This window comes from Pseudarthrobacter naphthalenicus, assembly GCF_029076445.1.
Classification (GTDB): Bacteria; Actinomycetota; Actinomycetes; order Actinomycetales; family Micrococcaceae; genus Arthrobacter; species Arthrobacter naphthalenicus.
On sequence record NZ_JARESG010000006.1, the window covers coordinates 132,566 to 158,635 of the forward strand.

The window sequence follows — 26,070 nt, forward strand, 5'->3', positions numbered from 1 at the left end:
GCAGGTAAGGGACAGTCATTGGGGGCTGTCCCTTACCTATGCCCGAACCCGGAGGCTATCCGAGTTACATGCCGCGGTAGTAGGGTCAAAGTGCAATCCTCTAGCACGAGCCCACACCCAGGAGTTCTGCCATGAAAAAGCTCATCAATGATCCACGTTCGGTAGTAGACGAGTCAGTGGAGGGCTTCGGCCTGGCCCACGCTGACCTCGTCACAGTCAACGCCGATCCGAAGTACGTCACGCGCAAAGACGCGCCTGTGTCAGGAAAAGTCGGGCTCCTTTCCGGCGGAGGCAGCGGCCATGAACCGCTCCACGCCGGTTTTGTCGGGCTGGGAATGCTCGATGCGGCTGTGCCGGGGGCGGTATTCACCTCACCCACACCGGACCAGATCCTTCCGGCGACGCTCGGGGTTAACTCAGGCGCCGGCGTCGTCCACATTGTGAAGAACTACACCGGTGACGTCCTGAACTTCGAGACGGCCGCCGAACTCGCGCAGGCCGAAGGCGTGGAGGTCCGCACTGTCCTCGTCAAGGACGACGTCGCCGTGGAGGATTCGCTCTACACCGCCGGACGCCGCGGCGTCGGGGGCACTGTCCTGGTGGAGAAGATTGCCGGCGCCGCCGCCGAGCGGGGCGACAGCCTGGATGCCGTGGCTGAAATCGGCGACCGGGTCAACAGCAATGTGCGCACCATGGGCGTCGCCCTGTCCGCCTGCACTGTACCGCACGCAGGGGCGCCGAGCTTCGAACTGGCGGACAATGAAATTGAAATCGGCATCGGGATCCATGGCGAACCCGGACGGCACAAGATCCCCATGGAGAATGCGGACGGAATCACTGACCGGCTGCTGGAACCCGTGCTCAGCGACCTCGGCCTTGCCAGTGGCGATAAGGTCCTGCTCTTTGTCAACGGCATGGGCGGTACACCGCTGAGCGAGTTGTACATCGTCTACCGCCGCGCCGCGCAGGTGCTCAAGGAACGCGGGGCCACTGTGGAGCGTTCGCTGGTGGGAAACTACATCACGTCCCTGGAAATGCAGGGCTGCTCCATCTCGGTGCTCCGGCTCGATGATGAAATGACGCAACTGTGGGACGCCCCCGTCCACACGGCAGCGCTGCGTTGGGGCGTGTAACGATGCTGCTCGATGTTAAATGGGCCGTCAAATGGCTGACCCTGTGCGCGGAGGCGATGGCCGAAAACAGGGCCTGGCTCATTGAGCTGGATCGCCCCATAGGCGACTCGGACCACGGCGAGAACATGGACCGAGGGTTTCAGGCCGTACTGGAGAAACTCGCGGAATCGCCGCCTGAGACGCCCGGAGCAGCCCTGAAGCTGACGGCCATGACACTGATGTCCAAGGTGGGCGGGGCGGCCGGCCCCCTGTACGGAACGGCCTTCCTGCGGGCGGCCACTGCACTGGGCGATGCCCTCGAGGTTGATCCCGCAAAGCTGGCCGCGGCGTTGGTGGCCGCTCGGGACGGCATTGTGGCCAGGGGCAAAGCCGAGTCAGGCGACAAAACCATGGTGGACGCCTGGACCCCTGCAGTCGAAGCCGCCCAGGCGGCAGCCGCGGACGGGAATGGCAATGTTCTGGCTGTGCTGGTGGCCGCCGCCGAGGCCGCTGAAGCAGGCGCCGTGGCGACCGACCCGCTGGTGGCGCGCAAAGGCCGCGCCAGCTACCTGGGGGAGCGGAGCGCCGGCCATCGCGACCCCGGCGCTGCCTCCAGCGCCCTGATCCTCCGGGCCGCCGTCGGGGCTGCTGCATGACGGTACGCCTCGTGGTGGTATCCCATAGCGAAAAGATCGCCGACGGCGCCGTGGAGCTTGCCGCGCAGATGGCGCCCGACGTTGTGATGATCGCGGCGGGGGGAACTTCGGATGGCAGGATCGGCACAAGCCTGGAGAAGGTCATGTCCGCGCTGGACCAGGCCAACGGCGGTGAGGGTGTGGTGGTCCTGACCGATCTGGGCTCTGCCGTGATGACGGCGGAATCGGCACAGGAACTCGCGGAGGACCCGGCCGCCGTGTTGCTTGCGGATGCGCCGTTGGTCGAGGGCCTGGTGGCTGCCGCAGTCGCCGCCCAGGCCGGGGCCGACGCCCAGGCCGTCAAGCAGGCGGCCGAGGATGTTTACGGTTCAGGGGCTGCCGGTGCATCGCCGGTAAGCAAAGTCGCGGAAGGCTCGGTGACCGGTGCGGGACCGGACTTCACCGGGGACTTTGAACTCATCAACCAGGCCGGCATGCATGCCCGCCCGGCAGCCAAGGTTGCCGGCGGGCTGTCATCCATGAACGCCGACGTCACCATCAACGGGGTTGACGGCGCCTCCATGACCGCTCTGATGACGCTCGGTGCCGGCAAAGGATCCATGCTCCACGTCGAGGCGTGGGGACCGGATGCGGAGCGTGCCTTGAATTACGTCGGCGGCCTCGTGCAGGCGGGCTTCGGCGAACCCTAGAGGCAAGAAAGAACCGTTGAGCCGGACGCGCCCCGGACCCGGACGAGCCCCAGACCTGGATGAACGGGAAGGCCAGCCGGTGGGCGTTGCGTAAGGCGTGGGCGCCGGGAGCTCAGCGGAGCCCTGTTGGGCGGGAGCCCAATGCTAGATAGGCGCCTGTTCCCATCGCGAGGAAGCCGCCTACTCCGACGACGATGAGTTGCGTGCTCACCCCCGTAATGAGCAAAATCAGCCCAAGCAGGCACAGGACCAAACCGACATAGGCCTTTCCACGAAGCCTCACGGACCCGGACGAGAGTCTTTGCGCGAGCTGCGGATCATTGGCCGCCAGATCCGCCTCCAACTCTTCCAGCTGTTTGCGCTCCCGATCTGATAGTGGCATCGGAACCCCCGTCTGGCGTCCTGTGAACTCAAAATCTAACATTCACTTTGTTAGTAAAGCTGACGCTAAGAGTCTTGTCAGAGGAAGTCAAGAGCCCGCGTTAGCGATGGCCAAAGGACCCGTTGAAGCCCGGAATACCAGCCTCGGAAGGCCCCTGCGAGCCCCCATGAATGGGCCGGCTTACGCCGGTTTCTCCCGCAAACCCTCGGCATCGAGCACCACCGAAGCGGTGATAAACCGTCCGCACTGTTCGCCATAAGGGAAAGCGCCGCGGGGCCGGAACTCGACCGTGCGGACCGGCAGTGCCAGCCCGTCCGCACCTGTTCCGGTGGCTGTCACGGCCATGGGAGTTTCGGTGAGTGAGCCCAGGAACAGCATGCCGATCAGCGTTCCGTCGGGCGATGCCGTGGCGGAGCAAACCCCGTCAGGGCTGCAGCCTTGATCCACTGACACAGAGCCCGGGCGGAGTTCCACGGCGTCTTCCTTGCATACCCCGTCCTGGCATGCCCGCAGCCGCAGCGTCCGCACGTGCGGCACATAGGAGGCTGGGACCGTCACCGAGACCACGGACGCCTGCGCAATTGCGGGGCATTGGGTACCCGGCGGGTAGGGGAAGCAACCGGACGTGAGGACGGTGGTCGTCAGCAGTGCCAAAAGCAGCCCGGACTTGCGCATACTCCAGCCTAGGACGGTGCCCCGCCCGCGGACTGACTACCGGAGAAGTGTGCCGAACATTGTTATGCCTCCGGCGCCAAAGAGCATCAGAACGAGACCTGTGGCCAACCGTCCTCTGGACACGAAGAACACGGGGAGGGTTGATTCAGCCGGATTGTCCGGGTTGTACCGGACGCCGATGGGTTGCCCGATGATGGCCTGGTCCTGGCTGTAGATATCGGACTGGCCAAGCCAACGTTTGCCGCCGGCGTCCTCGAATTCGTACGAGGCAGCGAACCGGTCCCTGCCGTTACTTCCTGTCCCGTCCTTGCCGTGCAGGTTCCCGGTCACCACGGCGGCGGTCTGCGGCCAGCCCGTCATGGCGCGGCTCCGGCGGAGGGATTTCGCCAGGGACAGGCCAACCAGGGTCAAGCCCAAAACGAGGAAGAGTGCGGGCAGCAGGACAAAGATCAGCTTGAGCGGGTCCACGCGTCAGCCCAGAGGGAAGTTGCCGGCTACCCAGAACAGCAGCAACGAAAACAGCGCGAAGAACGGCACCAGACACCCGAGCATTGTCTTGGAATCGGACGACATCTGGAAGGACTGGTTGGGATTCGCGGGGTTGTAGGCCACCTGCACCAGCGTTCCCGGGACCTGCTGGTTGCGGTACGAAACCTCTGATTCTCCGGCGTACAGAATCCCGTTGGGGCCTGTGAATTGGTACGTGGGGTAGAAGCGGCGGCTCCTGGTTGATCCGCCGCCGCCATTGCTCCAGCCCCCGACGTTTCCCGTCACGGTCGCCTGGACCTTGGGCCAGCCCGCGATGAGTTTCTCGTGACGCTTGGTCTTCCGCAACGTGTGGAGCAGCGCGAAAATCACGCCTGTCACGAACAACGCGGCTATAAGGTACAGCACGATTCTCATAAATTTCCCCCGGTTCGAGTCCTCAGAAAGTATGCCACCGGGGGCGCACCTCCCCTAAACGACTCACGCCGGCAGTTGGTAGCCGCCCTCGTGGAGCTCGGCCAGACCGTCGCCGAGAAGCCCGGCCAGTGCGCGTTCGAGCTGCTCAGCGGCGGAATTCAGCCGGTGCAGGGCCGCGAGCGGGACCCCGATTCCCTCCGCCGCAAAGCCCAGGTCCGCAGGTTCCCGCTGGAACATTTCCGGCGGCACCGGGCTGTCTGCCAGCCGGAGAACGGCCAGCACGGCGCCGCGGACCTGGCGGTCGGTGCCGTGCCACGCCTGACCTTTGGGGACGTACGACGGCGGCGGCTCGCCGGCTGCCAGCCACGCGCAGGAGTCCCGGACAGGGCAGTCCGTGCACTTCGGCGCCCGCGCCGTGCACACCAGCGCGCCCAGCTCCATAACCGCGGCATTCCAGCGCACGGAGGTTCCGGCGTCGTCCGGCAGCAGTTCCGCCGCGAGGCGCATCTCCGTTGCGCTAAGGGAAGGGGAGGGGAGCGCGACGCCGGAAAAGAGGCGCGCGTGAACCCGCCGGATATTGGTGTCCACCACCGTTTCCCGACGTCCGTAGGCAAAGGCGGCGACGGCGGCGGCTGTGTAACTGCCCACGCCCGGCAGTGCCAGCAGCTCAGCAAACGTTCCGGGGACAGTGCCGCCGTGATCGCGGACGATGGCTGCAGCGGCGGCATGGAGGCGGAGTGCCCGGCGCGGGTAGCCAAGCCGGCCCCACGATCGCACTGCCTCGCCGGCGGGTTCACCTGCCAGCCCTGCCGGGGTGGGCCAGCGCTCCAGCCACTCCTGCCAGACCGGGAGTACCCGCACCACCGGGGTCTGCTGCAGCATGACCTCGCTGACCAGGACACCCCAGGCCGAACAGTCCGGTTCGCGCCAGGGAAGCTCCCTCGCCGTCGCCGCGAACCAGCCCGTGATCCGGTGGTGCAGGCGCTGGAGTTCCCGCCCGGTGCCGTGGGCCGGGCCGGGGGAGGGCGCAGGCGCACGGCCCGCGGGTGGGGCTGGGGAAAGGGTTGTAGCGTCGATCCCCACACTGTAGTGGATGGTTCGGCGCGCATGCCAAGTGCCACCTGACGGCAAACTGTGACCTGGGCATTGGCCGGGCTGCGGCGTGGTGGCCAGGCATAATCCGGCGTGTTCTCTAGCCTAGGAGGATGGGCAGGCAAGGCAATTCATCACAGCGCACTACGGCATCCGCATCCGGTTCCCGGGCCGGCTCCGGGGCGCCCCGCAGGCCGAGCCCCGCCGTTTACCGCCGCCGCCGTCTGTTTGTGGGAATAGCGCTGCTTATCGCGGTGTGCCTGGCGTTCGGCAGCTTCGCCCTTGCCGGTGCTTTCAACGGCACTGAGCAGGCGTCCTCCACCGGCAACGGCACCACGGACGCCGCCGGACCGGGACCGGCCACCGGCGAATCAGCGCCTGCGCCCAGCGATCCGGCGTCGGTAATGCCCAGCGCCACACCCACCCCGACGCCCACCCCGACCCCCACGTGCAACCAGAACCTGGTGACCGTTTCGGCGTCTACGGATAAACCGGCCTACGGCCCTGATGAGAAGCCGCTGCTCAGCCTGAAGGTGACCAACGGCGGCACCATGCCCTGTGAAGTGAACATCGGCACGTCCCAGATGGAATTCGTGGTCACCAGCGGCGCGGACCGGATTTTCTCGTCCAAGGACTGCCAGGCCAAGAGTGAAGACCTGATAAAGACGCTGGCACCGGGCGCCACCGAGACGGCAAACTTCCAATGGGCCCGGAACCGCACGCTCGAAGGATGCCAGGTCATCACCACGAAGCCCGGCGGCGGCGGAGCCTACTACATTTTCACGGCCAAGCTGGGTTCGAAAGCGAGCCCGAAGGCTGTCTTCCAGCTCAACTGACGCCCTTGGAGCAATCGATGGGGGATTAGAGGAAGCGGTCCAGAAGGCTGGCTTCGGCCATGCGGCTCAGGCCCTCACGGACGGTGCGGGCACGTTGATCGCCAATGCCGTCAACAGTCATCAGGTCATCGATGGTGGCGGCCATCAGGAATTGCAGTCCGCCGAAATGGTCCACCAGGCGGTCGGCCACTGCTTTGGGGACTGCCTTAAGGCCGGACAGCAGCCGGTAACCCCTGGGCTGCACCACGGCGTCAAGGTTGGCTTCGCCGCCTGCAAAACCGACGATTCCGGAGATCTTGCCGAGGTCGATCAGCTCGGTGGGGCCCAGGTTCACCAGCGCGCTGACGGCCTTTTCGATGTCCGCGGCCGAAGCGTCGGGGCCGGCGTAGTCGCGGATGATGACGTCGCTGCCCGGGCCGCGGCCCACCGTCAGTTCATCCAGCTGGAGCGACAGCAACCGGCCGTCCTCGCCCAGTTCGAGGACATATTGCGAGATTTCCTCGGAGATACGGCGGACCATTTCCTGCCGCTGCAGGGTCACGGCGACGTCCCGGACGGTCACCATGGCCTCGATCTCGAGGGCCGAAAGTGAACTGGTGACCTGGTCGAGCCGGGACCGGTACCGCTCCAGGGTGGCGAGGGCCTGGTTGGCGCGGGCCAGTACTTTTTCGGATCCCTCCAGGACGTGCCGGAGCCCGTTGACGTACAGGGCGATGATCTGCATGGATTGGCTGACTGAAATCACGGGCACGCCGGTCTGGATGGCCACACGTTCGGCCGTGCGGTGCCGGGTGCCGGATTCCTGGGTCTCGATGCTGGAATCCGGGACGAGCTGGACCGCGGCCCGGAGAATGTTTCCGGCGTCCTTGTCGCAGATGATGGCGCCGTCCATCTTGGCGAGCTCCCGCAGCCTGGTGGGGGAGAAGTCGATTCCGATGTCGAAGCCGCCGGAGCAGATGGATTCGATGGTGCGGTCGATCCCCAGAACAATCAGTGCGCCGGTGCGTCCCCGGAGGATCCGTTCGAGTCCGTCCCGCAACGGCGTTCCCGGAGCCACTCTGCCCAGAGTCGCCTTGAGCGATTCTTCGGGGCTCCGCGCCATAGGTGTTCCCTTCAAAGGTGCGGACTGGCGCCCGCAGGAGCGGCGGATTTCGCCTCCGCCGGCAGGATGAAAAGTACTCAGTTTCCTGCAAGCTCAATGATAGAGGTAAGAATTGGCAACAACCGCACGGATAAGCCCTAAAGTGCCCCATAGGGGGTTGCGGAAAAGTGCATCGCGAACGCGTCCGACGGCGGCTGTCCGGAAAGCCTTTTGCCCACCTTGAAGCCTGGATGCCTGTGTACTTGGGTGACGCGGAAGATGCCGGAGGCAGAAGGAGCGTCGGAGTAGGCGGCACGTAGCAGGGCCGCCTACTCTTCGGTGCCGGCCCGGCACTGCGATAAACTTGGAACTTGGCGTTCAGCCAGTCCTATTCCTTCACGCGCCAGGGTTGTCCCGGCCGGAGTTGTCCCCACCGCAGCGAAAGTAGCACCGTGTCCCAAGATGTCCTTAGCCCCGCCCGGGTCAACGAGATTCACAAACAGGCGGCCCGGCGTCGGACCTTTGCTGTTATTTCGCACCCCGACGCCGGCAAGTCCACGCTGACCGAGGCCCTGGCGCTGCACGCGAAGGTCATCGGCACTGCCGGCGCCTCCAGCGGCAAGGCCAACCGCAAGGAAACGGTCTCGGACTGGATGCAGATGGAAAAGGACCGCGGTATTTCCATCAGCTCAGCCGCGCTCCAGTTCTCCTACCGCGACACCGTCATCAACCTGCTGGACACCCCCGGCCACGCCGACTTCTCCGAAGACACGTACCGAGTCCTGGCCGCCGTCGACTGCGCAGTGATGCTGGTTGACGCGGCCAAAGGCCTGGAAACCCAGACCATGAAGCTGTTCGAGGTCTGCAAGGCGCGCAACCTACCCATCATCACGGTCATCAACAAGTGGGACCGTCCCGGCCTGGATGCGCTGGCCCTGATGGACGAGATCACCGAGCGCACCGGCCTGCAGCCCATGCCGCTGACCTGGGCCGTGGGCATCTCCGGCGATTTCCGCGGCGTCTGGGACCTGCGCAATGACCGCTTTGCCCGGTTCCAGCGCAACAACGCCGGCGCCAACATCGCCCTGACCGAGTACTTCACTCCGGAGGAAGCTGCAGAAAGCCAGGGCAACAACTGGTCCGACGCCGTGGACGAAGCGGGCCTGGTGATCGAATCCAACCTCGAGTTCGACGTCGAGGCCTTCCATGCGGGCACTGCCACACCCATCCTGTTCAGCTCCGCCGCCCTGAACTTCGGCGTGAAGGAAATCCTGGACGCCCTGGTTGATTTCGCGCCGCCGGCAGCACCCCGCCCGGATGTTGACGGCAGTCCCCGCGCCGTGGAGTCGCCGTTCTCCGGCTTCGTCTTCAAAGTCCAGGCCGGCATGAACAAAGCACACCGGGACCATGTGGCCTTCATCCGCGTCTGTTCCGGCGTATTTGAACGCGGCATGGTGGTCACCCAGACCCGGACCGGAAAGTCCTTCGCCACCAAGTACGCCCAGCAGGTCTTCGGCCGCGAACGCGAGGTGATCGACGAGGCATACCCCGGCGACGTCGTGGGCCTGGTCAACGCCTCCTCCCTGCGTGTGGGCGACAGCCTCTTCCTCGAAGAGGCAGTGGAGTACCCCGCCATCCCGCTCTTCGCCCCGGAACACTTCCAGGTTGCCCGGTCCAAGGACCCCAGCAAGTTCAAGCAGTTCCGCCGCGGCATCGAGCAGCTCGAGCACGAAGGCGTCATCCAGGTGCTCCGCTCCGACGTCCGCGGCGACCAGGCGCCGGTGCTTGCCGCCGTCGGCCCCATGCAGTTTGAAGTGGTGGAGGACCGCATGGCGCACGACTTCAGCGCACCCATGCGGCTGGAACGCCTGCCCTATTCCATTGCCAGGATTTCGACGGCGGACGCCATGCCCACGCTGGCGAACGTACCCGGCGCCGAGGTGCTGTTGAGGTCCGACGGCGAATACCTCGCGTTGTTCAACGACGTCTGGGCCCTGCGCCGGATCGAGAAGAACCACCCCGATCTGACCCTGGTGCCGATTGGCACCCACAACCCCGCGAAGTAGCGACACATGAAAGCAGTTCAGAACCAGCCCCGTGCGCTGATCACCGGAATTGGCACCATCAACCCGCTCGGCTCAGCCGTGGCCGAGACATGGTCCGGCCTGTTGTCGGGGAAGTCCGGAATCGCGGCGTTGGATGAGGAATGGGCGGAACAACTGCCCGTACGTATGGCCGGGCAGGTCACCGCCGACCTGTCCGAGCATCTCAGCACACGCGAGCTGAAGCGGATGGACCGGTGCGGACAACTGGCACTGGTTGCTGCCCGGGAGGCGTGGAAGCAGGCCGGCGCCCCGGAGGTCGATCCTGAGCGGTTTGCCGTGGTGATCGGCTCTGCCTACGGCGGCCTCGGCTCCACCCTTGAGCAGGACCGGGCCCTGGCCAGCGGCGGTCCCCGCCGCGTATCTCCGCACACGCTCACCCGGCTGATGGTCAACGGCCCGGCCGCGTGGGTTTCCATCGACCTTGGTGCCCGCGGCGGTGCCCGCACCCCGGTCAGCGCCTGCGCGTCCGGTGCCGAAGCCATTGTCCAGGCCGCCGAAATGATCAGGTCCGGAGCGGCCGACGTCGTCATTGCCGGCGGTGTGGACGCCTCGGTGAACGATCTGGTGATCACCGGTTTTTCGCAGATCCGCGCGCTTTCCACGCGCAACGAGGATCCGCAGCGGGCATCGCGCCCGTTCGACGGCGCCCGCGACGGCTTTGTGCTCGCTGAAGGCGCCGGGATTGTGGTGCTGGAAAGTGAAGCGCACGCCCGGGCGCGCGGTGCTGCCGTCCTTGGCGCCGTGGCCGGCGGGGCAGTCACCTCCGACGCCAACGACATCGTCGCAGCCGATCCGGCCATGCAGCAGCGGGTCATGCAGAAGGCGCTGGCTTCGGCCGGCATGACGGCCGCCGAGATCGGCTTCGTCCACGCCCATGCCACGTCCACCCCGGTGGGGGACCGGCTTGAGGCGCAGGCCATTAACGCCATCTTCGGCGCGGACGTCCCGGTGACGTCGACCAAGGGCCACACCGGCCACCTGCTGGGCGGCGCGGGTGCACTGGCCGCCGTGGTGGTGGTCCAGGCATTGCAGACCGGGCAGCTGCCGGGAACGGTTAACATCGAGGCGCTGGATCCTGAAGTGAACCTGAACGTCGTCACCGAGAAGGCCCACGCCCTGGCGCCGAGCACCGCACCGGCCGGCCTGGTCAACGCCTTCGGCTTCGGCGGCCACAGCGTTGCGCTGGTGATTACGGGGGCCTGATCCTGACTACGCGGAGCTGAGGCCCGCCCCATCAACCACGCGGTGGCTTTAGGGCCGGCTGGCTGCTGCGTGCGGGCAACGCTGCTTTCCGGGCATGTGAGTCAGGCGAGGGCGTGAAGGGCATGCTCCAGGCCGTCTTCTCCGAGGGAACGTCCGGTGTGGACCAGGTCCGGGCAGCCGCCCGGCGGTCGTTCCTGTTGTCTTGCCGGGGCGGGCCAGTGGGGTGGTTCCCAGTCCTGGTGTTCGCTTGTGTAGCGCCTGCCGGAGGGGGAGATCCAGCCCGGTGGTTCGTTCTTGGTGGCTGGTGTGGGCCGCCAGGCGCTGGTGTGTCTTAGGCGGTGGTGTTTGGGGCATGGCTGTCCCAAATTCGCAATGCCGGTGGTGCCGCCCTTGGCCCAGGCGAGGAGGTGGTCGGCTTCGTTGTCCAGTGAGTTGTTGCTGCAGCCCGGGAAGGGACATTTGCCGTCCCGTAGCCGCAACCATTGCCGCATGGCCTTGGTCAGCCGGTAACTGGTCCGCCCGATCTCCAGCGGGGCCCCGTCCCGCGGGTCGACCAGGACCCGGTGGAACGAGTCGGCCCCGTCCGCCACCAGGTCCCGGGCCATCGACGCCGGGATCGGCCCGTAACCATCCAGCATCGCGGGTTCCTCGGTGGCGCCGAGCAGCGAGAAAACCGGCACCGTCACCAGCACCTGGGCCCGCGGCGGCGGAACCTGCCCGGGATCGTATCCTGCGGGGTTCATGTCCTCATCGCCCTCGACGCTGAGTCCGTCGCATCCGCTGAGCCCGTCGGCTGCGCTGAGTCTGTCGGGTCCGCTGGTTCGGTTGGTACCGCCCTGGTTGCCGCGCGCGAGGAGGGCGGTGGCGAATGCGTCGGCGCGGAGTTGGGTGAGAGTGCGGGACTCGTGCGGGCCCTGCAAACCGCGGGCGATGGCAGTGGTCCGGTTCCAGATCGCCACCGCCTGGTCCCCGGGGAGGTAGGCGGAGAGCCAAGCCATGCCGTCCTGGTCCGGCACGTATTCGACCCGCCGGTCCAGGACACCTGTGGCGTGGCGTTTTTCGATACTCTCGCTGTGATGGCGTTCGCGCCACGTACGGGCCCTGTGCCGGAACCGGGACGCCGGCATCTCCCCGGCGGGACACCCGCCGGCCGCGCCCGGGGCGTCCGGGTCCAGGAAATGGGCCTCCAGGGCGGCGGCACCGGCCCGGTCGAGGGTGGCGGCTTCGTCGGCCATGACCCGGGCGTGCTGCCAGGAGATGGTGCCGGACTGCAGGGCGGCCAGGGTCAGGGGCAATGTGTTGGTCAGGGCGTGGGAGACCGCCAGGAACGAACTTGCCGCCCGGTCACCAATGGTCAGGGCGCAGCCAACCTCGGCGGTGACCGCCATCTCCTGCGCCTGGAGCGGCTCGTCGGGCGGCACGGCAGCATGGACCGTGTCCGCGTAGGTCACGGCTGTTAGTGCTTTCAAACCAGCCATCTGCGCATCCGCTGCCGCGGCGCCGGTCAGAATATCCAGGCAATCCTCGGACAATCCCCGCACCGGATCGCTCTCCGGAGAGAGTGCATCGGAACCGTGTTCGTTCACCACGCCGGTGAGCACAGAAACGGCCGCGGTGATGTCCGCAAACGCCTGTGCTACTGCCGGGTTAATCATGTATCCATCATGCCAAGGGGGTCTGACAATCAAGCGGGAGGCTCAGTCCGTGAGCGGGACCGCGCGGCCTGAGTTCTGGCTCGAGGCGGCACTTATCGGCTGGTTGGCACACCGACTGGTTGCCGTGTCGGCATAGCAGTGCACGTGTATTCCGAGCCGTCGGAGATGCCGATGCCGTAGGGGCGGACGGGATCCGCCGAGGTCGCCGGGCCGGCCCACCGGAACGAAGCCGGCCCGCTGGGTTCACCGGACCGCCGGGACCGTCAGGCCGGCGTCCCGGGCAGCTAGCCGATCAGCAGGCTCAGCGCCTCCGTAAGATGCTCCACCTCGCGGACCGTAAATCCTGCGGGAACGGGCCCGGGACCGTTGTGGCTGGCCGGAACCACGGCGTGGGTGAAACCCAGACGGTGGGCTTCCTGGATGCGCTGGTTGATGCCGGGCACCGGGCGGACCTCGCCGGCCAGGCCCACTTCACCAAAAGCGATCAGCCGGATGGGCAGTGGCTTCCGCGCCTTGGCGGACGCCACCGCCAGCGCAACGGCAAGGTCCGTGGCAGGTTCGCTGAGTTTCACCCCGCCCACCGTGGCCACGTAGGAATCGTCCTTGTGCAACAGCAAGCCGGCGCGCTGCTGCAGGACGGCGAGGAGCATGGAAACCCGCGAGCTGTCCAAACCGCTGGTGGCGCGGCGGGGCTGGGAGTTGGGGCTCTCGGCCAGCAGCGACTGCACTTCGGCCAGCAGCGGCCGCCGTCCCTCCATGGTCACCGTGATGCATGTGCCGGAAACGGGCTCCTTGGTCCGGCTGACGAACAGTCCGCTGGGGTCCGTGAGGCCCTCGATGCCCTTCTCGTTGAGGTCAAAACAGCCAACATCGTCCGTGGGCCCGTAGCGGTTCTTTACCGCGCGCAGCATGCGCAGCCGGGAATGGCGTTCGCCCTCGAACTGGCACACCACATCCACCAGGTGCTCGAGCAGCCGCGGCCCGGCGATGGATCCGTCCTTGGTCACATGGCCTACCAGCAGGGTGGTCATGTTGCGCCTCTTGGCCGCCGCGATGATGGAGGCCGCCACCTCACGCACCTGCGACACCCCGCCTGCGCTGCCGTCCACGTCCGCGCTGCTCAGGGTCTGGACCGAGTCCACAATCAGCAGCCGCGGCTCAATCTTTTCGACCTGCCCCAGTGCCTGGCCGAGGTCCGTTTCCGCTGATAGGTACAGGGAATCCGCGACGGCGTCGATCCGCTCCGCGCGCAGCTTCACCTGGGCGGCGGACTCCTCCCCGGTCACGTAGAGCACGTCCTGGGCAGTCCGGGCGAATTTCGCGGCGACGTCCAGGAGCAGCGTGGACTTGCCCACGCCGGGCTCGCCGGCCAGCAGAATCACGGCGCCGGGGACCAGGCCGCCGCCCAGGACACGGTCCAGTTCATCCACGCCGGTGGGCAGGAACGCCGCGGTGGTGGCGTCCACCTCGGCAATCCGCCGCGCCGGTTCCAGAACTGTTGTGGCCGCCGTCGTACGCGCCACGGCCGCGCCGGTTTCCTCAACGCTGCCCCACGCCTGGCACTCACCGCAGCGCCCCACCCACTTGACCGTGGTCCAGCCGCATTCTGCGCACTTGTATGCAGGCGCTTTGGAAGCGCGGGAAGTCTTTGTTGCCATGGGTTCCACCCTATCGGCGGGCACCGACAATCCTCCCCCACCAGCCCGTCGGGCCGCGCTACAGGCCCGGCAGTATGTCCCGGGCCTCGCGCGCGTCCATTCCGGTGGCTTCCAGGAGGTCCACCATCAGGGGCCGGAACAGCATCACCACGGTCTCACCCTCCAGCCGCTGGACCTCAAGCAGCTTGGGATGCAGCCGCAGGGCTACCTCACTGAGTTCGTGGCGGGCGGTGCGCAGGTGGGCGCGGCGGACGCCGTCGTGCGTCTCGGCAAGGCCAAGCGAAAGCTCATCGATGGCAGCCGCGGTTTCCTCGAGGACGTCGGAAATGTTCTCCGTGGCCTCGTCGGACAGCGCCGCATGGTTGATGGCACTGGTCAACCGCCGCGCGAACACCCGGCTGTTACGGAGCGCCAGGTCAATGAAGTCCAGGGAGCTGTCCAGCCGGTCCAACTCGTCCCGGTGCCGTCGGTAGGCCGGCGCGAGGGTGGCCACCTCGTTCGAGGCGCGCAGCGACTGCCGCATACGATCCACCAAGGGCTGGCAGTTGCGGCCCCGGATCAGCGCGTGCCAGGCCTGGGTGGAATCGCTTTCCCGCAGTGCGGAGGCGCACTCGCGGAGCACCTCGGCGAGCTCGTGCAGGATCTTCCGGACATCCTCGCGGGGCTCGCGGCGGGGATCCTTCGGGATCAGCACGGTCACCAGCAGGGCGCACAGGCCGCCCACCACGGCGTCCAGGCTCCGGGTGAAAGGGCCCCCCGCGGGCGCCGGCAGCAGCACCACCAGCAAGGACTGCAGCCCCAGTTGGGTGGTGAAGATGGTGCCGCTGTCCAGGAAGCGGGCCAACAGGATAGAGAAAAGAAGGACGACGGCGGCCTGCCAGATTCCGCTGCCCAGCCAGTGCAGGAGCAGATCACCCACCGCAATGCCGATGGTGCAGCCCAGGCCCACCTCCATGACGCGGCGCAGGCGGGGATCCCTCGAGAAGCCCAAGGCGATCAGTGACGAGGTGGCGGCGAAAAGGGGGCCGGAATGCCCCAGCACGTACTCGGCGAAGGCGTAGGCACCCACCGCGCACGCCGTCATCTGGACTGCGGGGAGCAGTGAATTCCGGCTCCGGATCAGGCCCGTGCGGATGCGACCGCGCAGGAATCGCCTGCTTGCTAAGAGTCCTCCTGCTGCGGCCATGCCTTTCAGTCTATTTGCCGGCCGCCCCCTACGGCCGCAAGTGTGACCTGCGCAATGCCGACGCTGCAGTTGTAAGGGAAAATGTTACTGCCGTTAATGTTCTGTTCACTTTCGGCAGCCAATCCCTTTACCTGACGCCCCTAAATTCGATGAAGGTACAAAACGTACGCATCGCGCTGCAGGGCGTCTCCGGCCCTGTCCGCTATTGAATATCCCTGGAAGGGGTACACATCTAGTGAAGGCACTCCGTTTCGGCCGCCACGCGGCTATTGCTGTAATCGCTGCCGGCGCTCTCGCGCTCACCGCCTGCGGTTCAGACAACGCCACCGGCAACACTCCTGCTGGCAGCCAGTCCGCCAGCGGACCCAAGGTCACCGGCACGCTGACCGGCATCGGCGCTTCTTCGACCGGTGCAGCCATGGACGCCTGGAAGGCCGGCTTCGCCGCCGCCAACTCCGGCGCCACCGTGCAGTACTCCCCGGACGGCTCCGGTGCAGGCCGCAAGGCCATCATTGACGGTTCGGCCCAGTTCGCCGGCTCCGACGCTTACCTCAAGGATGAAGAGCTGGCCAGCTCCAAGGCCAAGTGCGGCCCCGAAGGCGCCATCAACATCCCGGTCTACATCTCCCCGATCGCCGTCGCCTTCAACCTCCCGGGCGTCACCGATCTGAAGCTTGACGCCAAGACCGTGGCCAAGATCTTCCGCGGCCAGGTTGCCACCTGGAACGATCCGGCCATCGCCGCGCTGAACCCGGGCGTCACCCTCCCGGACACCAAGGTCACCCCGGTCAACCGCTCTGACGATTCCGGTACCACCACCAACTTCACCGAGTACCTGGCCGCCGCTGCTGCCGACGTCTGGACCGACAAGGCTTCGGGCGTATGGCCCGCATCCCTGCAGGGCGAGAACGCCAAGGGCACCTCCGGTGTTGTCAAGACGGTCACCGACACCCCGGGCGCCGTGACCTACGCTGATGACTCCGCCGTTGGCGGCAAGCTCGGCACTGCTTCGATCAAGGTTGGCGAAGAATTCGTCAAGATCTCCGCCGACGCCGCCGCCAAGGCTGTCGAAGCGGGCAAGCCGGTCGAAGGCCGCTCCGCCAACGATGTCGCCATCAAGCTTGACCGCACCACCACGGCAAAGGGCGCCTACCCGGTTGTCCTGGTTTCCTACCACATTGTCTGCTCCACCTACGACAAGCAGGAAACCGTTGACCTGGTCAAGGCCTTCGAAAGCTACGTAGTTTCGGACGCCGGCCAGAAGGCCGCTGCCGACTCCGCGAAGTCCGCACCGCTCTCCGCGGCTCTCGCCCAGAAGGCCACCAAGGCCATCGAATCCGTCAAGGTCAAGTCCTAGTACCTGTCCCTGCAACCACGTTCCCCGCCACGCCGAAAGGCGGGCGGGGAACTTGGCTTTGTAAGCTAGATGTTGGCACCACCCACAAACCGAAGGGTCTGGAATGACCGCCACCCCCCTGAGCAGTTCCCAGGGCGCAGGCCGCGCCGGGGATAAGATCTTTTCCGGCGCCGCCCTCGCAGCCGGCTGCCTCATCCTCGCCGTCCTGTTCGGTGTGGCCTTGTTCCTTGTTGTGCAGGCCATCCCGGCATTGACCGCCCCGGCCGCTGAAATTCAAGGCGGAGCGGGCTTCTTCGCCTACATCTGGCCGATTGTGATTGGCACGCTCATCGCGGCGGTCATCGCGCTGGTCATCGCAACGCCCGTTGCGATCGGCGTGGCCCTCTTTATCTCCCACTTCGCGCCCCGCGGACTCGCCACCGGCCTGGGTTACGTCGTTGACCTCCTGGCGGCCATTCCTTCCGTGATCTACGGTGCGTGGGGCGCAGCCTTCCTCGCCAAGGAAATCTCCCCGGCCTACAACTGGCTTGCCGAGAACATGGGCTGGCTGCCCATCTTCGAAGGCCCCGCCTCGGCCACCGGCAAGACCATCCTCACCGCGGGCATTGTGCTCTCCGTGATGGTGCTGCCCATCATCACGTCTCTGACCCGTGAAATCTTCCTGCAGACCCCCAAGCTGCACGAGGAAGCCGCCCTTGCACTGGGCGCCACGCGGTGGGAGATGATCAAGATGGCGGTCCTGCCTTTCGCCCGTCCGGGCATCATCAGCGCCGTCATGCTTGGCCTCGGCCGGGCACTCGGCGAGACCATGGCCGTGGCTCTGGTCCTCTCCTCGGGCGCACTCACTGCCAGCCTCATCACGTCCGGAAACCAGACCATTGCTGCCGAAATCGCGCTGAACTTCCCTGAAGCGAGCGGCCTGAAGGTAAGCACCCTGATCGCGGCGGGCCTGGTCCTGTTCCTCATCACCCTCGCCGTGAACATGATCGCCCGCTGGATCATCAGCCGGCACAAAGAATTCTCGGGAGCCAACTAAATGACCTCCACCCTCACCCCGGTGCGCAGCAAACGCTCAGCCCTCACCAAGGGCCAGCTGCCTTCCTTCGCCCCGTACGCGGTCCTCGCGGCCGCGCTCATCATCGGCGCCGCAATCCTGGCACTGATCGGTTTCAATGCCTTCGGCTGGGGCGTCGTCTCGGCCATACTCTTCGCTGTCGGCCTGGTGAGCTGGAGTGCCATTGTCGAAGGGTCCCGCAAGGCCAAGGACAAGCTGGCCACCTGCCTGGTGGTGGGATCCTTCCTGATTGCCATGCTCCCGCTGATCTCCGTCATCTGGACGGTCCTGGTCAACGGCATCCCCGGCCTGATCTCCCCCGGCTTCCTTACCAGTTCAATGAACGGCGTTACCGGCGTCTATGACAACAAAGCCGTGGAAGACGGCGCGCCTGTCATCGGCGGCATCTACCACGCGTTGGTGGGCACCGTTCAGATCACCCTCGTCGCAACCCTCATCTCCGTACCAGTGGGTCTGCTGACCGCTGTCTATCTGGTGGAGTACGGCAACGACGGCCGCCTGGCCCGCGCCATCACGTTCTTTGTGGACGTTATGACCGGCATCCCGTCCATCGTTGCCGGCCTGTTCGCTGCTGCCTTCTTCTTCGCGGTGGTGGGGCCGGGAACCAAGACAGGTGCGGTCGCCGCCGTCGCGCTTTCCGTGCTGATGATCCCCGTGGTGGTGCGCTCCAGCGAGGAAATGCTGAAGATCGTTCCCAACGAACTGCGCGAAGCGGCGTACGCGCTGGGTGTGCGGAAGTGGCGCACCATCGTAAAGGTGGTTATTCCGACGGCGATCTCCGGCATCGCGTCCGGCGTCACCCTCGCGATCGCCCGGGTCATTGGTGAGACGGCTCCCATCCTGGTCACCGCCGGGTTCGCCACCAGCATCAACAACAACGTTTTCGGCGGCTGGATGGCTTCGCTGCCCACGTTTATTTACACGCAGATCCTGAACCCCACGTCACCTGCGAACCCCGGCCCGTCCTCGCAGCGGGCCTGGGGCGCCGCCCTGGTGCTGATCATCCTGGTGATGATCCTGAACCTGGGTGCCCGCCTGATCGCCAGGATCTTTGCTCCCAAGACGGGCCGCTGAAAAAGTTTCGGCAGGCCGTTCCGGTCCACGCGACCAAACCCTAGACTTCAATCCGTACCCCCAGTAAGTGAAGGAACACCATGTCTAAGCGCATCGACGTCAAAGACCTGAACGTGTACTACGGCGATTTCCTCGCCGTGGAGGATGTCAGCATCGCCATCGAGGCGAAATCCGTGACGGCCTTCATCGGCCCTTCAGGCTGTGGCAAGTCCACGTTCCTGCGCACCCTGAACCGTATGCATGAGGTGCTTCCCGGCGCCCGCGTTGAAGGTGAAGTCCTGCTGGACGGGGACAACCTCTACGGCCCCGGTGTTGACCCCGTCACCGTGCGGTCACAGATCGGCATGGTGTTCCAGCGGCCCAACCCGTTCCCCACCATGTCCATCCGGGACAACGTGCTGGCGGGCGTGAAGCTGAACAACAAGAAGATCTCCAAGGGTGAGGCCGACGCGCTGGTTGAAAGCTCCTTGCGGGGTGCCAACCTGTGGAACGAGGTCAAGGACCGGCTGGAAAAGCCAGGTTCCGGCCTGTCCGGCGGCCAGCAGCAGCGTCTCTGCATTGCCCGCGCCATCGCCGTCCAGCCACAGGTGATCCTGATGGACGAGCCGTGTTCGGCACTGGACCCCATCTCCACACTGGCCATTGAGGACCTCATCAATGAGCTCAAGGACCAGTACACCGTGGTTATCGTGACCCACAACATGCAGCAGGCCGCCCGCGTCTCGGACAAGACGGCGTTCTTCAACATCGCCGGCACCGGGAAGCCGGGCAAGCTGATCGAATACGGGAACACCCAGAACATCTTCAGCAATCCCACGGTCAAGGCGACCGAAGACTACGTTTCCGGCCGCTTCGGATAATCCTCAGCCGTTCCCCAAGCTCGCAAGCTCGCTAGGGGACCCCTACGGCTGTGGGCCCACCCACCGGCGCTCCATCGACTGCTCCATCAAGCCCTCCTGACCGCTCAGAAGGGCCCTGTTGGGGCAGTCGATTGTGGTTTAACCCGGGGCCGGCTTCAAACGCCGTTCAGCGGTGACAGGGCCAGGGCGAAGACAAACGCCATGGCGGCGGCCGCCACCGGCGTCAGCACCCACAGGCCGAGGATCTCCAGGACCAGTTTCCGGTTGGTCACCGCGAAGTGCTGGTTTTCCCCTGCACCCAGGGCGGATGCCGTCACCGTGTGGGTCGTGGAAAGGGGCCACTGCAACGCGATGGCTCCGACAAGCAGCATGATGGCGCTGAAGGTCTGGGACACCGAACCCCGCAGTGGGTCGATCCGGGTGATCCTGTAACCCAGGGTGTACGAGATCCGCCAGCCGCCAAAGAGGGTTCCGGCTGCCATCATGATCGCGGACAGCAGCGCCACCCACAGCGGGATGCTGTCGCCGTCGGCATAACCGGCGGCCGCAAGGGCCAGCAGGAGGACCGCGCCCACCCGCTGGCCGTCCTGCAGCCCGTGGCCGAACGCGACGGCTCCGGCGGCGATGGCCTGGCTGCGGCGGAAGCGCTGGTTGATGACGTTGGGCTGGGCGTAGCGGGCGGCCCAGGTTGCGGGGAATACGGCCAGGTACGCGCCCACGTAGGCGACGACGGGGGAGAGCAGCAGCGGAAGGACCACCTGGAACAGCAGGGACCGGTCAACGCCACCTACGCCCATTCCCCCCACGGCGAGGCTTGCGAGACCTGCCCCGCCCAGCCCGCCGACCAGGGCATGCGTGGAAGACGCCGGGATACCCCGCCACCACATCAGCAGACCCCACGCGCAGGCGCTCCCTACGCCCGCCAGGAGGATGCTCAGGCCACTGGTCCCTGCCGGCAGATGAATCCAGGTGTGGCTGATGGCCACCACAACGCTGGCGCTGAGCAGAGCACCTATCAGGTTGAAAAGGGCGGCCAGGAGGACCGCAACCGTGGGGGTGAGGGCGCGGGTCCGCACGGCAAGCGCTACCGAGGTGGAGACGTCCCTGAAGCCATTGAGGAAGGCGAACGCTGCGGTCAGCAGGACCACGGCGCCGAAGATCACTGCTGTCACGTCAGGATTCCTTGACGATGATGCTGCCTACCTGGGTGGCGATCCGGCGCATGTCCTTGGTGACTTCAACGAGCTGGTTGGCGACATCCCGGTTGCGGGAGTACTGCGCCCACTTCATGTCCTTAATCATGTCCGCCACCCAGACCCGGTGGGTCCGCTCTGCCCGTTTGGCCAGCCTGAGGATCTCGATCCAGTAGTCTTCGAGGTCATCAAGGTTGTTCAGCCGGCGCATGGCGTCCACGGTGAGCTCGGCCTGCCTACTGATGACCTCCAGCTGGTCCGCGGCACGTTTGGGCAACCGGTCCAGCTTGTAGAGGGACACGAGTTCGGCGGCGCCGTCCAACTTTTCGAGGGCCTCGTTCAGGTAGCGGGACAGCGCGTACATGTCCTCACGGGGGAGCGGGTTCACGAAACTTGTGCGCATGTGGGTCAGGAGGGCGAAGTGCAGCTCGGCCGATTTCGCCTCGTGGTTGTGCATGTCGTCCACGAGGTTGGCGTGCTCGGAGGCCGGCACTCCCAGGATCTCTGCCATGGTGGCGCTGGCGTGCACTATCTGCTGGGCCATTTGGGACAGCAGGACCAGCCCGGCGGGCTCCTGGGGGAAAAGGCGCAGCTTCACGTTGAGTTTCGGTCTCCGGGCGTTGTACTGGGACTGGGGCCGCCCACTGTGACTTGACGCAGGCCTGCAACTGGTCTCGAGTCTACCGGGCTGCTGCCTGCGGCCTGTAAACGCGCAAGAAAATGGTGCCGAACCGGATACGCCTCTCGGCGGTAGGCCGCTCTAGGCGGCTAAATGTTGAAGCCCGGGGGTTTCGCGGCTCGGCACCAGTTTCAGTGTTCTACGTTGCCCGGCCCAAGTCAACATTGACAGATCGGGGCCGCTGGTTCAGTCGAGTTCGCCCAGCCGCCACGCATTCGCTGCGTGCTCGAGATCCTCGGCGGTCTTGACGAGCTGGTGCGAGTTGCGCGTGAGCTTGCTGGCATGGGCCTCGTTCCCGTGCTCCGCGCCGTCGGCGAGGGTGGCCTGGCCGAGCGCAACCACGCGGCAGAACGCGGCGGAACGCTCCAGCGCGACGTCGAACTCGCCGTCGAACGCGCCCGAAAGAATCGCGTCCGCCATGGTCCGCATTTCGTCGGCACCGGGCGGTTCGGCAGCCCCCGCCACCACGTGCGAGACCTGTGCCGTGTCCTTGCCCGCGCGGAAGTAAACGGAGATACGCTCCGGGTCCTGCACGGTGGCTGCCCGCAGCGCGTAAAGCCGCCACAACGCGCCCGGCAAAGAGCGCGCCGGGCTTTCGGCCCACATCTCCGCGATGGCCTCCAGGCCCTGTTCGTCCGTCAGCTTCACCAGCCGCTCGGTGATGACGGGGTCGTCGCTGTCGCGTCCGTGGCGCACCAGTGCCTGGGCGGCAAGGTGGGCGGCCTCGGAGACGCGGGCGGGGTCCGGCCCTCCGGCGAACGGCTCGAAGTCGATGGGCGCGAACGGCTTGGGCTTATGATGCCGGTTGGCGCCGCCGTACTGACTGGGTCCTGCTTGCTCGCTCATGCCCCAACGCTACTCCTGTGCCGCCGCGGAAATCGAGAGCCCGTCGACGCGGCTGCCCACGGCCGGGACTGCCTGATCCGGCCAAAAAAGGAACGCACGACGGCGGCACGCACCTTTCGGGTCAAACCGGCTCCGTGGGTGGGGTAGAGTATTTATCGTCCAGAAATGGACTGGGCTGATCGGTTACTTGACGGTCGGCTGGGGCCTTTAGCTCAGTTGGTAGAGCATCGGACTTTTAATCCGTGGGTCGTGGGTTCGATCCCCACAGGGCCCACCCACGTAGCAGGCCAGAGGCATCAAGCCCCTGGCCTGCTTCATTTTTAACCCGTCGTAGGGCTAAGTGGTTCAGCCGATCGACAGCCCGAGGTAGAGCAGTGCGAGGGCCAGCGCGATGTAGGCGAAGAATCCATAGAGGGCGATGGAGGCTGCGCTGCCCAGCCGTAGTTTGGGCGGTAGGACCTTGTGTTGGCCGCCCCAGGCCAGTTGGCCAAAGGGGGCGCCCGCAATGAGTGTCAACTGGAAGGTGGCCAGGACGGCGAGTACTGCCGCGGCCGCAAGCGCACAAATCCGAAGCAACGTTGTCCCCCAATGCACCGAGCGCTGACCTAGTGTTCGAAGTGGGTGCGCGGCGCTCCGCCGGGCAGCTTCTCCAGAATCCCCTCTGCCACCTTACGCAGCTTGACGTTCCGGTGGCTTGACGCCTTGGCGATGATTGCAATCGCGTCGTCGTAGGAGCACCGGTTCTGGGCCATGATCACTCCGCAGGCGATATCGATGGAGGTCCGGCTTTCAAGCGCTGATTGCAGGTCCGATGCCCTGATACTGGTGGAGTGCAGTTCCAGGACAAGCCTGAGCCCACGAGCAGCGAGGTCCGCGAAAGCATGGGCCTCGGTGATGATCTGGAGCGGGAACGCCTGGGCGGCGGGGGAAAAAAAGGCGAGGGCCGCTGTGGCACCCTCGTCCAGCCGGAGCCGCACCCCAAGAACACTGTTGAAGCCGGCGTCCTGAAGCTGCGGCCGGTAGCGCGACCACCGGAAATCGGACGCGACGTGGTTCATGGCCACGGTGCCGTTACCCGTGATGGCTTCCGTCAGCGGCCCTTCACGCACTTCCTGCTCCAGCCTGGCCAACCTGGCAGTCAGCTCGCTGGTGCCGGCGGTGGTTGTGGCGCTCTTGGCCCTGTTGAGGAGCGCGGCGCTTTCCACCGGCGAATCCATGAGCCCGCTCAGGGTGGCGGACGCCGTCCTGGCCAGGATTTCGAGCGAGTCGGACAGCGTCTTGGCCCCGGTGGCCAAATCCGGGATGAATCCCTCGGTGCCCGCGTGTGCCGGGGCGGCGTTGGTTTGTCCGGTTGGTGGCGGCGATTGGTTGGGAACCGGGGCAGCATGTCCGGCCGTGTGCTGCTGGATCTGGTGGGGCTGTGCGGGGCGCCTGCCCGCCGGGGCGTGAGAGGCGGAAACCTGGGATGTTGTTGAATACTTCACGGCCGGCTCCTGCGTTGCCGCCGTGCGGGTGCACCGCTCCCCTGGAAGGGGTCAGCGGGCCATCCGTGCATGTGGAGTGTGGTGAACCCGGGTAAGGACGGCCGGAACCCGGCGGTCAGAGGGCCGGCGACGGCTGGGGGAGAGGCCTTGGTCTCGAAGACCTCCTCGTCGCCGGCCCCGCTTACTTCCCGGCCCTGAAGGTCCGGGAAAACGTGGCTGCAAAGTCCTGTATTCATTCCTTCTCACACCCCCTAGTGAGACATCCAACCCCGTGCGGTAGCGAGTCTTTGGCTCTAGATCGAAGGTAGTTGGCGCATGGGCGTAGGCAAACGGGTAATCGGTACTCGAATTTGAGATTAGGTAGTACTTGGCCCTGCAACACCGGCGGCGCCCAATTACCGCAGAACGGCCCGTCCATGACGCAGACAGCAGGAGGTGGAAAGATAAAGCCCATGGAACTGCACATCACCGGTGACCCTGCTTCTGACCAATTGCTCACGGACGACGCGTTCGCCCTGCTGACCGGGATGCTGCTGGACCAGCAGGTGACAATGGAATCCGCCTTCGCGGGCCCTGAAAAGATCCGCTCACGCATCGGCTCGATCGAGCCGGCGGCCGTTGCCGCCTACGAGCCGCAAGCTTTCGTCGAGGTTTTCAAGGAACGGCCGGCGGTACACCGGTTCCCCGGTTCCATGGCGGCCCGGGTCCAGGCCCTCGCTGAGGCTGTCCAGCACGACTGGAGCGGTGACGCCACGCAGATTTGGACCAAGGGCGATCCCGACGGCAAGGAAGTGTTGCGCCGCCTGCAGGCCTTGCCCGGTTTCGGGGAGCAGAAGGCAAAGATCTTTCTCGCCCTCCTCGGCAAGCAATGCGGCCTGAAGGCGCCGGGCTGGCGCGAGGCGGCCGGGCACTACGGCGAGCAGGATTCGTTCCTTTCGGTCGCAGACATCGTGGACCCGGAGTCCCTTGTAAAAGTGCGGGCCAGCAAGCAGGCAGCGAAGGCAGCGGCAAAAGCTGCCAAGGGCTGACTGGCGGCCGTGCTTTGGCCGGGGCTTGGTCCGTACATGCTGGCCGAGCCGAGCGGTGCCGCCTGTTCTGTAGTCTGAGGGGGTGAAGCAGGCAGCCGTCATTATCGGCGCGGGCATCGGTGGCCTCAGCGCAGCGCGGGCGCTCAAACGCCATGGCTGGTCGGTGGTGGTCCTCGAACAGAGCCCCGGACTGCCCGCCTCGGGCACCATGCTGGGAATGTGGCCAGCGGCGCTGGAGGCACTGGGGCGCCTCGGGGTCATGGAAGCATCACGCCGGACCGATGGCTGGGCGCACATTGCTGCTGCAAATACCTCCACCCGGCTGTGGACGCCGTCCGGACGCACGCTCCTCACAGTCCCCGGCGGAGCTGAACTGCATCTGGTCTCCCGGCCGGCCTTGCTCGCCGCCCTCGCCCAGGACGTGGACATCACCTTCAGTACCCACGTGCTTGAATCCGGACAGATCAGTGACGCCGACCTCGTCGTCGGCGCGGACGGCACCTTCAGCCGCACCCGGCAGGAAATTTTTGGTGCCCGGTTCGCTGCGCGTCCGCTCGGGGCCGTTGCCTGGCGCGGAACAGTTCAGGCATCGGTCCCGGAATACGGTGAGACGTGGGCCCCGGGCGCACTGTTTGGCATCACACCGGCAGGCCCCCAAAGCACCAACTGGTACGCCAGCCTTCGCTCCGGCCAGACCTTTGCAGGACCCCACCTTCCGCACCTTCAGAGGTACTTCGGTTCCTGGCACCAGGGTGTGCGCCATTTACTGGACCAGATCGACGAGGACACGATTTTGCATCACGGACTTTTCGAGACCCCAAAGCTGGCCTCTCTCTTCAGGGGCCGGACAGTACTGGTCGGGGATGCTGCCCACGCCATGGCGCCTTTCCTCGGCCGGGGTGCCTGCGAAGCCATAATTGACGGGGCAACGCTGGGACAGTGCGTGGCGCTGGCACCGTCTGTCGAAGCGGGCCTCGCCGCGTATAACAAAGCCCGCAGGAAACGAACACAACGGCTGGTGCTGTCCTCGCGGCTTATGGGTCAATTCGCCATGCTGGATACCGGCGCAGCTCCGCGGAATGCGGTGATGGCCGCCGCCGGTTCCATCGCCCGGATCATCACACCCAAGCCGCCAGGCCGCCCGTGATTTTTGGCGCGGACGGGCCACCAACGCAGGGTTCCCGACGCCGGGAAGCCGTTCGGGTTCCGGGCTCGGCAAGGACGCTGCCCGGGGTAAGCCG

Annotated in this window: 26 protein-coding genes and 1 tRNA gene; 13 read left to right on the forward strand and 14 right to left on the reverse strand. The window is 65.9% G+C overall.

The features are described from left to right. Window positions 1–131: 131 nt before the first annotated feature. Genes dhaK through dhaM form a run of 3 tightly spaced genes read left to right on the forward strand, consistent with a single transcriptional unit; the run spans window position 132 to window position 2,457 of the window. A complete protein-coding gene (gene dhaK, locus PY310_RS08145) occupies window positions 132–1,133 on the forward strand; it encodes a dihydroxyacetone kinase subunit DhaK (protein ID WP_275213884.1) in 1,002 nt (333 codons plus the stop codon). 2 nt (window positions 1,134–1,135) lie between these two features. After that, on the forward strand, window positions 1,136–1,768 hold the full coding sequence (dhaL, locus tag PY310_RS08150; RefSeq protein ID WP_275213885.1) for a dihydroxyacetone kinase subunit DhaL: 633 nt from the start codon (window positions 1,136–1,138) through the stop codon (window positions 1,766–1,768). Beyond that, window positions 1,765–2,457, forward strand: coding sequence for a dihydroxyacetone kinase phosphoryl donor subunit DhaM (dhaM, locus tag PY310_RS08155; protein WP_275213886.1), 693 nt, complete (start codon window positions 1,765–1,767; stop codon window positions 2,455–2,457). The genes dhaL and dhaM overlap by 4 nt, the downstream gene beginning before the upstream one ends. 112 nt (window positions 2,458–2,569) lie before the next feature. Here the strand turns inward: dhaM and PY310_RS08160 are convergent, their stop codons facing one another. The 5 genes from PY310_RS08160 to PY310_RS08180 form a co-directional block, all read right to left on the reverse strand. Further along, window positions 2,570–2,839 carry a DUF3040 domain-containing protein gene (locus PY310_RS08160; protein WP_275213887.1) on the reverse strand — a complete coding sequence of 90 codons (270 nt, stop codon included), beginning with the start codon at window positions 2,837–2,839 and terminating at the stop codon, window positions 2,570–2,572. Window positions 2,840–3,019: 180 nt separating this feature from the next. Continuing rightward, window positions 3,020–3,514, reverse strand: coding sequence for a hypothetical protein (locus PY310_RS08165; RefSeq protein ID WP_275213888.1), 495 nt, complete (start codon window positions 3,512–3,514; stop codon window positions 3,020–3,022). A 36-nt stretch (window positions 3,515–3,550) separates the two neighbouring features. Next, on the reverse strand, window positions 3,551–3,982 hold the full coding sequence (locus PY310_RS08170) for a DUF3592 domain-containing protein (RefSeq protein ID WP_275213889.1): 432 nt from the start codon (window positions 3,980–3,982) through the stop codon (window positions 3,551–3,553). Window positions 3,983–3,985: 3 nt separating this feature from the next. Further along, entirely contained in the window at window positions 3,986–4,417 is a 432-nt protein-coding gene (locus PY310_RS08175; protein ID WP_275213890.1) for a DUF3592 domain-containing protein, read from the reverse strand. Window positions 4,418–4,480: 63 nt separating this feature from the next. Beyond that, complete coding sequence (locus PY310_RS08180; protein ID WP_419095460.1) at window positions 4,481–5,299, reverse strand: A/G-specific adenine glycosylase; 819 nt, start codon at window positions 5,297–5,299, stop codon at window positions 4,481–4,483. 323 nt (window positions 5,300–5,622) lie between these two features. Here PY310_RS08180 and PY310_RS08185 point away from each other — a divergent pair, with 323 nt between their 5' ends. Next, the gene (locus PY310_RS08185) at window positions 5,623–6,345 is read left to right on the forward strand and encodes a hypothetical protein (RefSeq protein WP_275213891.1); all 723 of its coding nucleotides are present in this window, start codon (window positions 5,623–5,625) and stop codon (window positions 6,343–6,345) included. A gap of 25 nt (window positions 6,346–6,370) precedes the next feature. Here PY310_RS08185 and disA read toward each other — a convergent pair whose 3' ends face one another. Further along, window positions 6,371–7,447, reverse strand: coding sequence for a DNA integrity scanning diadenylate cyclase DisA (gene disA / locus PY310_RS08190; RefSeq protein ID WP_190990159.1), 1,077 nt, complete (start codon window positions 7,445–7,447; stop codon window positions 6,371–6,373). 431 nt (window positions 7,448–7,878) lie between these two features. On the opposite strand from disA, the gene PY310_RS08195 reads away from it, so the two are divergent. Both PY310_RS08195 and PY310_RS08200 read left to right on the forward strand, forming a co-directional pair. Continuing rightward, a complete protein-coding gene (locus tag PY310_RS08195) occupies window positions 7,879–9,492 on the forward strand; it encodes a peptide chain release factor 3 (RefSeq protein ID WP_275213892.1) in 1,614 nt (537 codons plus the stop codon). Between the two features lie 6 nt (window positions 9,493–9,498). Further along, entirely contained in the window at window positions 9,499–10,734 is a 1,236-nt protein-coding gene (locus PY310_RS08200; protein ID WP_275213893.1) for a beta-ketoacyl-[acyl-carrier-protein] synthase family protein, read from the forward strand. A 101-nt stretch (window positions 10,735–10,835) separates the two neighbouring features. Here PY310_RS08200 and PY310_RS08205 read toward each other — a convergent pair whose 3' ends face one another. The 3 genes from PY310_RS08205 to PY310_RS08215 form a co-directional block, all read right to left on the reverse strand. Continuing rightward, window positions 10,836–12,389 carry an HNH endonuclease signature motif containing protein gene (locus PY310_RS08205; protein WP_275213894.1) on the reverse strand — a complete coding sequence of 518 codons (1,554 nt, stop codon included), beginning with the start codon at window positions 12,387–12,389 and terminating at the stop codon, window positions 10,836–10,838. A 284-nt stretch (window positions 12,390–12,673) separates the two neighbouring features. Next, window positions 12,674–14,047 (reverse strand): DNA repair protein RadA, encoded by a 1,374-nt coding sequence (gene radA, locus PY310_RS08210; RefSeq protein WP_275213895.1) that lies wholly within the window; start codon window positions 14,045–14,047, stop codon window positions 12,674–12,676. A gap of 58 nt (window positions 14,048–14,105) precedes the next feature. Beyond that, window positions 14,106–15,233, reverse strand: coding sequence for an FUSC family protein (locus PY310_RS08215; RefSeq protein ID WP_275213896.1), 1,128 nt, complete (start codon window positions 15,231–15,233; stop codon window positions 14,106–14,108). A gap of 235 nt (window positions 15,234–15,468) precedes the next feature. On the opposite strand from PY310_RS08215, the gene pstS reads away from it, so the two are divergent. From pstS to pstB, 4 genes are all read left to right on the forward strand, one after another. Continuing rightward, window positions 15,469–16,590, forward strand: a complete 1,122-nt coding sequence (pstS, locus tag PY310_RS08220; protein WP_275213897.1) for a phosphate ABC transporter substrate-binding protein PstS — start codon at window positions 15,469–15,471, stop codon at window positions 16,588–16,590. Between the two features lie 103 nt (window positions 16,591–16,693). After that, entirely contained in the window at window positions 16,694–17,626 is a 933-nt protein-coding gene (pstC, locus tag PY310_RS08225; RefSeq protein WP_275213898.1) for a phosphate ABC transporter permease subunit PstC, read from the forward strand. After that, window positions 17,627–18,739: a phosphate ABC transporter permease PstA gene (gene pstA / locus PY310_RS08230; RefSeq protein WP_275213899.1), complete on the forward strand. Its 1,113-nt coding sequence runs from the start codon at window positions 17,627–17,629 to the stop codon at window positions 18,737–18,739. It abuts the gene before it with no gap. An 80-nt stretch (window positions 18,740–18,819) separates the two neighbouring features. Next, the gene (pstB, locus tag PY310_RS08235) at window positions 18,820–19,599 is read left to right on the forward strand and encodes a phosphate ABC transporter ATP-binding protein PstB (protein WP_275213900.1); all 780 of its coding nucleotides are present in this window, start codon (window positions 18,820–18,822) and stop codon (window positions 19,597–19,599) included. Between the two features lie 155 nt (window positions 19,600–19,754). On the opposite strand, the gene PY310_RS08240 is transcribed toward pstB, so the two are convergent. The 3 genes from PY310_RS08240 to PY310_RS08250 form a co-directional block, all read right to left on the reverse strand. Further along, the gene (locus tag PY310_RS08240) at window positions 19,755–20,771 is read right to left on the reverse strand and encodes an inorganic phosphate transporter (protein ID WP_275213901.1); all 1,017 of its coding nucleotides are present in this window, start codon (window positions 20,769–20,771) and stop codon (window positions 19,755–19,757) included. A gap of 1 nt (window position 20,772) precedes the next feature. Then, a complete protein-coding gene (locus tag PY310_RS08245; protein WP_275213902.1) occupies window positions 20,773–21,390 on the reverse strand; it encodes a DUF47 domain-containing protein in 618 nt (205 codons plus the stop codon). A 267-nt stretch (window positions 21,391–21,657) separates the two neighbouring features. After that, window positions 21,658–22,317, reverse strand: coding sequence for a hypothetical protein (locus PY310_RS08250; RefSeq protein WP_275213903.1), 660 nt, complete (start codon window positions 22,315–22,317; stop codon window positions 21,658–21,660). A gap of 201 nt (window positions 22,318–22,518) precedes the next feature. Between PY310_RS08250 and PY310_RS08255 the strand changes: the two genes are divergently transcribed. Beyond that, window positions 22,519–22,591 (forward strand) — tRNA-Lys (locus PY310_RS08255). Between the two features lie 71 nt (window positions 22,592–22,662). Here PY310_RS08255 and PY310_RS08260 read toward each other — a convergent pair. Together PY310_RS08260 and PY310_RS08265 are read right to left on the reverse strand one after the other, a co-directional pair. Continuing rightward, window positions 22,663–22,893, reverse strand: a complete 231-nt coding sequence (locus PY310_RS08260; RefSeq protein WP_275213904.1) for a hypothetical protein — start codon at window positions 22,891–22,893, stop codon at window positions 22,663–22,665. Between the two features lie 29 nt (window positions 22,894–22,922). Beyond that, window positions 22,923–23,801, reverse strand: a complete 879-nt coding sequence (locus PY310_RS08265; protein ID WP_275213905.1) for a GAF and ANTAR domain-containing protein — start codon at window positions 23,799–23,801, stop codon at window positions 22,923–22,925. Window positions 23,802–24,253: 452 nt separating this feature from the next. On the opposite strand from PY310_RS08265, the gene PY310_RS08270 reads away from it, so the two are divergent. After that, a complete protein-coding gene (locus PY310_RS08270) occupies window positions 24,254–24,829 on the forward strand; it encodes an HhH-GPD-type base excision DNA repair protein (RefSeq protein ID WP_275213906.1) in 576 nt (191 codons plus the stop codon). 82 nt (window positions 24,830–24,911) lie between these two features. Further along, window positions 24,912–25,976 carry an FAD-dependent oxidoreductase gene (locus tag PY310_RS08275; RefSeq protein WP_275213907.1) on the forward strand — a complete coding sequence of 355 codons (1,065 nt, stop codon included), beginning with the start codon at window positions 24,912–24,914 and terminating at the stop codon, window positions 25,974–25,976. The last annotated feature ends 94 nt before the right edge of the window (window positions 25,977–26,070 follow it).

Coding starts and splice junctions, on each gene's coding strand:
- PY310_RS08180 (WP_419095460.1), bottom strand. CDS start 5,299: ATGCTGCAGCAGACCCCGGTGGTGCGGGTACTCCCGGTCTGGCAGGAG.
- pstA (WP_275213899.1), top strand. CDS start 17,627: ATGACCTCCACCCTCACCCCGGTGCGCAGCAAACGCTCAGCCCTCACC.
- PY310_RS08175 (WP_275213890.1), bottom strand. CDS start 4,417: ATGAGAATCGTGCTGTACCTTATAGCCGCGTTGTTCGTGACAGGCGTG.
- PY310_RS08200 (WP_275213893.1), top strand. CDS start 9,499: ATGAAAGCAGTTCAGAACCAGCCCCGTGCGCTGATCACCGGAATTGGC.
- PY310_RS08205 (WP_275213894.1), bottom strand. CDS start 12,389: ATGATTAACCCGGCAGTAGCACAGGCGTTTGCGGACATCACCGCGGCC.
- radA (WP_275213895.1), bottom strand. CDS start 14,047: ATGGCAACAAAGACTTCCCGCGCTTCCAAAGCGCCTGCATACAAGTGC.
- dhaM (WP_275213886.1), top strand. CDS start 1,765: ATGACGGTACGCCTCGTGGTGGTATCCCATAGCGAAAAGATCGCCGAC.
- PY310_RS08185 (WP_275213891.1), top strand. CDS start 5,623: ATGGGCAGGCAAGGCAATTCATCACAGCGCACTACGGCATCCGCATCC.
- pstC (WP_275213898.1), top strand. CDS start 16,694: ATGACCGCCACCCCCCTGAGCAGTTCCCAGGGCGCAGGCCGCGCCGGG.
- dhaK (WP_275213884.1), top strand. CDS start 132: ATGAAAAAGCTCATCAATGATCCACGTTCGGTAGTAGACGAGTCAGTG.
- PY310_RS08215 (WP_275213896.1), bottom strand. CDS start 15,233: ATGGCCGCAGCAGGAGGACTCTTAGCAAGCAGGCGATTCCTGCGCGGT.
- PY310_RS08160 (WP_275213887.1), bottom strand. CDS start 2,839: ATGCCACTATCAGATCGGGAGCGCAAACAGCTGGAAGAGTTGGAGGCG.
- PY310_RS08165 (WP_275213888.1), bottom strand. CDS start 3,514: ATGCGCAAGTCCGGGCTGCTTTTGGCACTGCTGACGACCACCGTCCTC.
- PY310_RS08270 (WP_275213906.1), top strand. CDS start 24,254: ATGGAACTGCACATCACCGGTGACCCTGCTTCTGACCAATTGCTCACG.
- PY310_RS08250 (WP_275213903.1), bottom strand. CDS start 22,317: ATGAGCGAGCAAGCAGGACCCAGTCAGTACGGCGGCGCCAACCGGCAT.
- dhaL (WP_275213885.1), top strand. CDS start 1,136: ATGCTGCTCGATGTTAAATGGGCCGTCAAATGGCTGACCCTGTGCGCG.
- pstB (WP_275213900.1), top strand. CDS start 18,820: ATGTCTAAGCGCATCGACGTCAAAGACCTGAACGTGTACTACGGCGAT.
- disA (WP_190990159.1), bottom strand. CDS start 7,447: ATGGCGCGGAGCCCCGAAGAATCGCTCAAGGCGACTCTGGGCAGAGTG.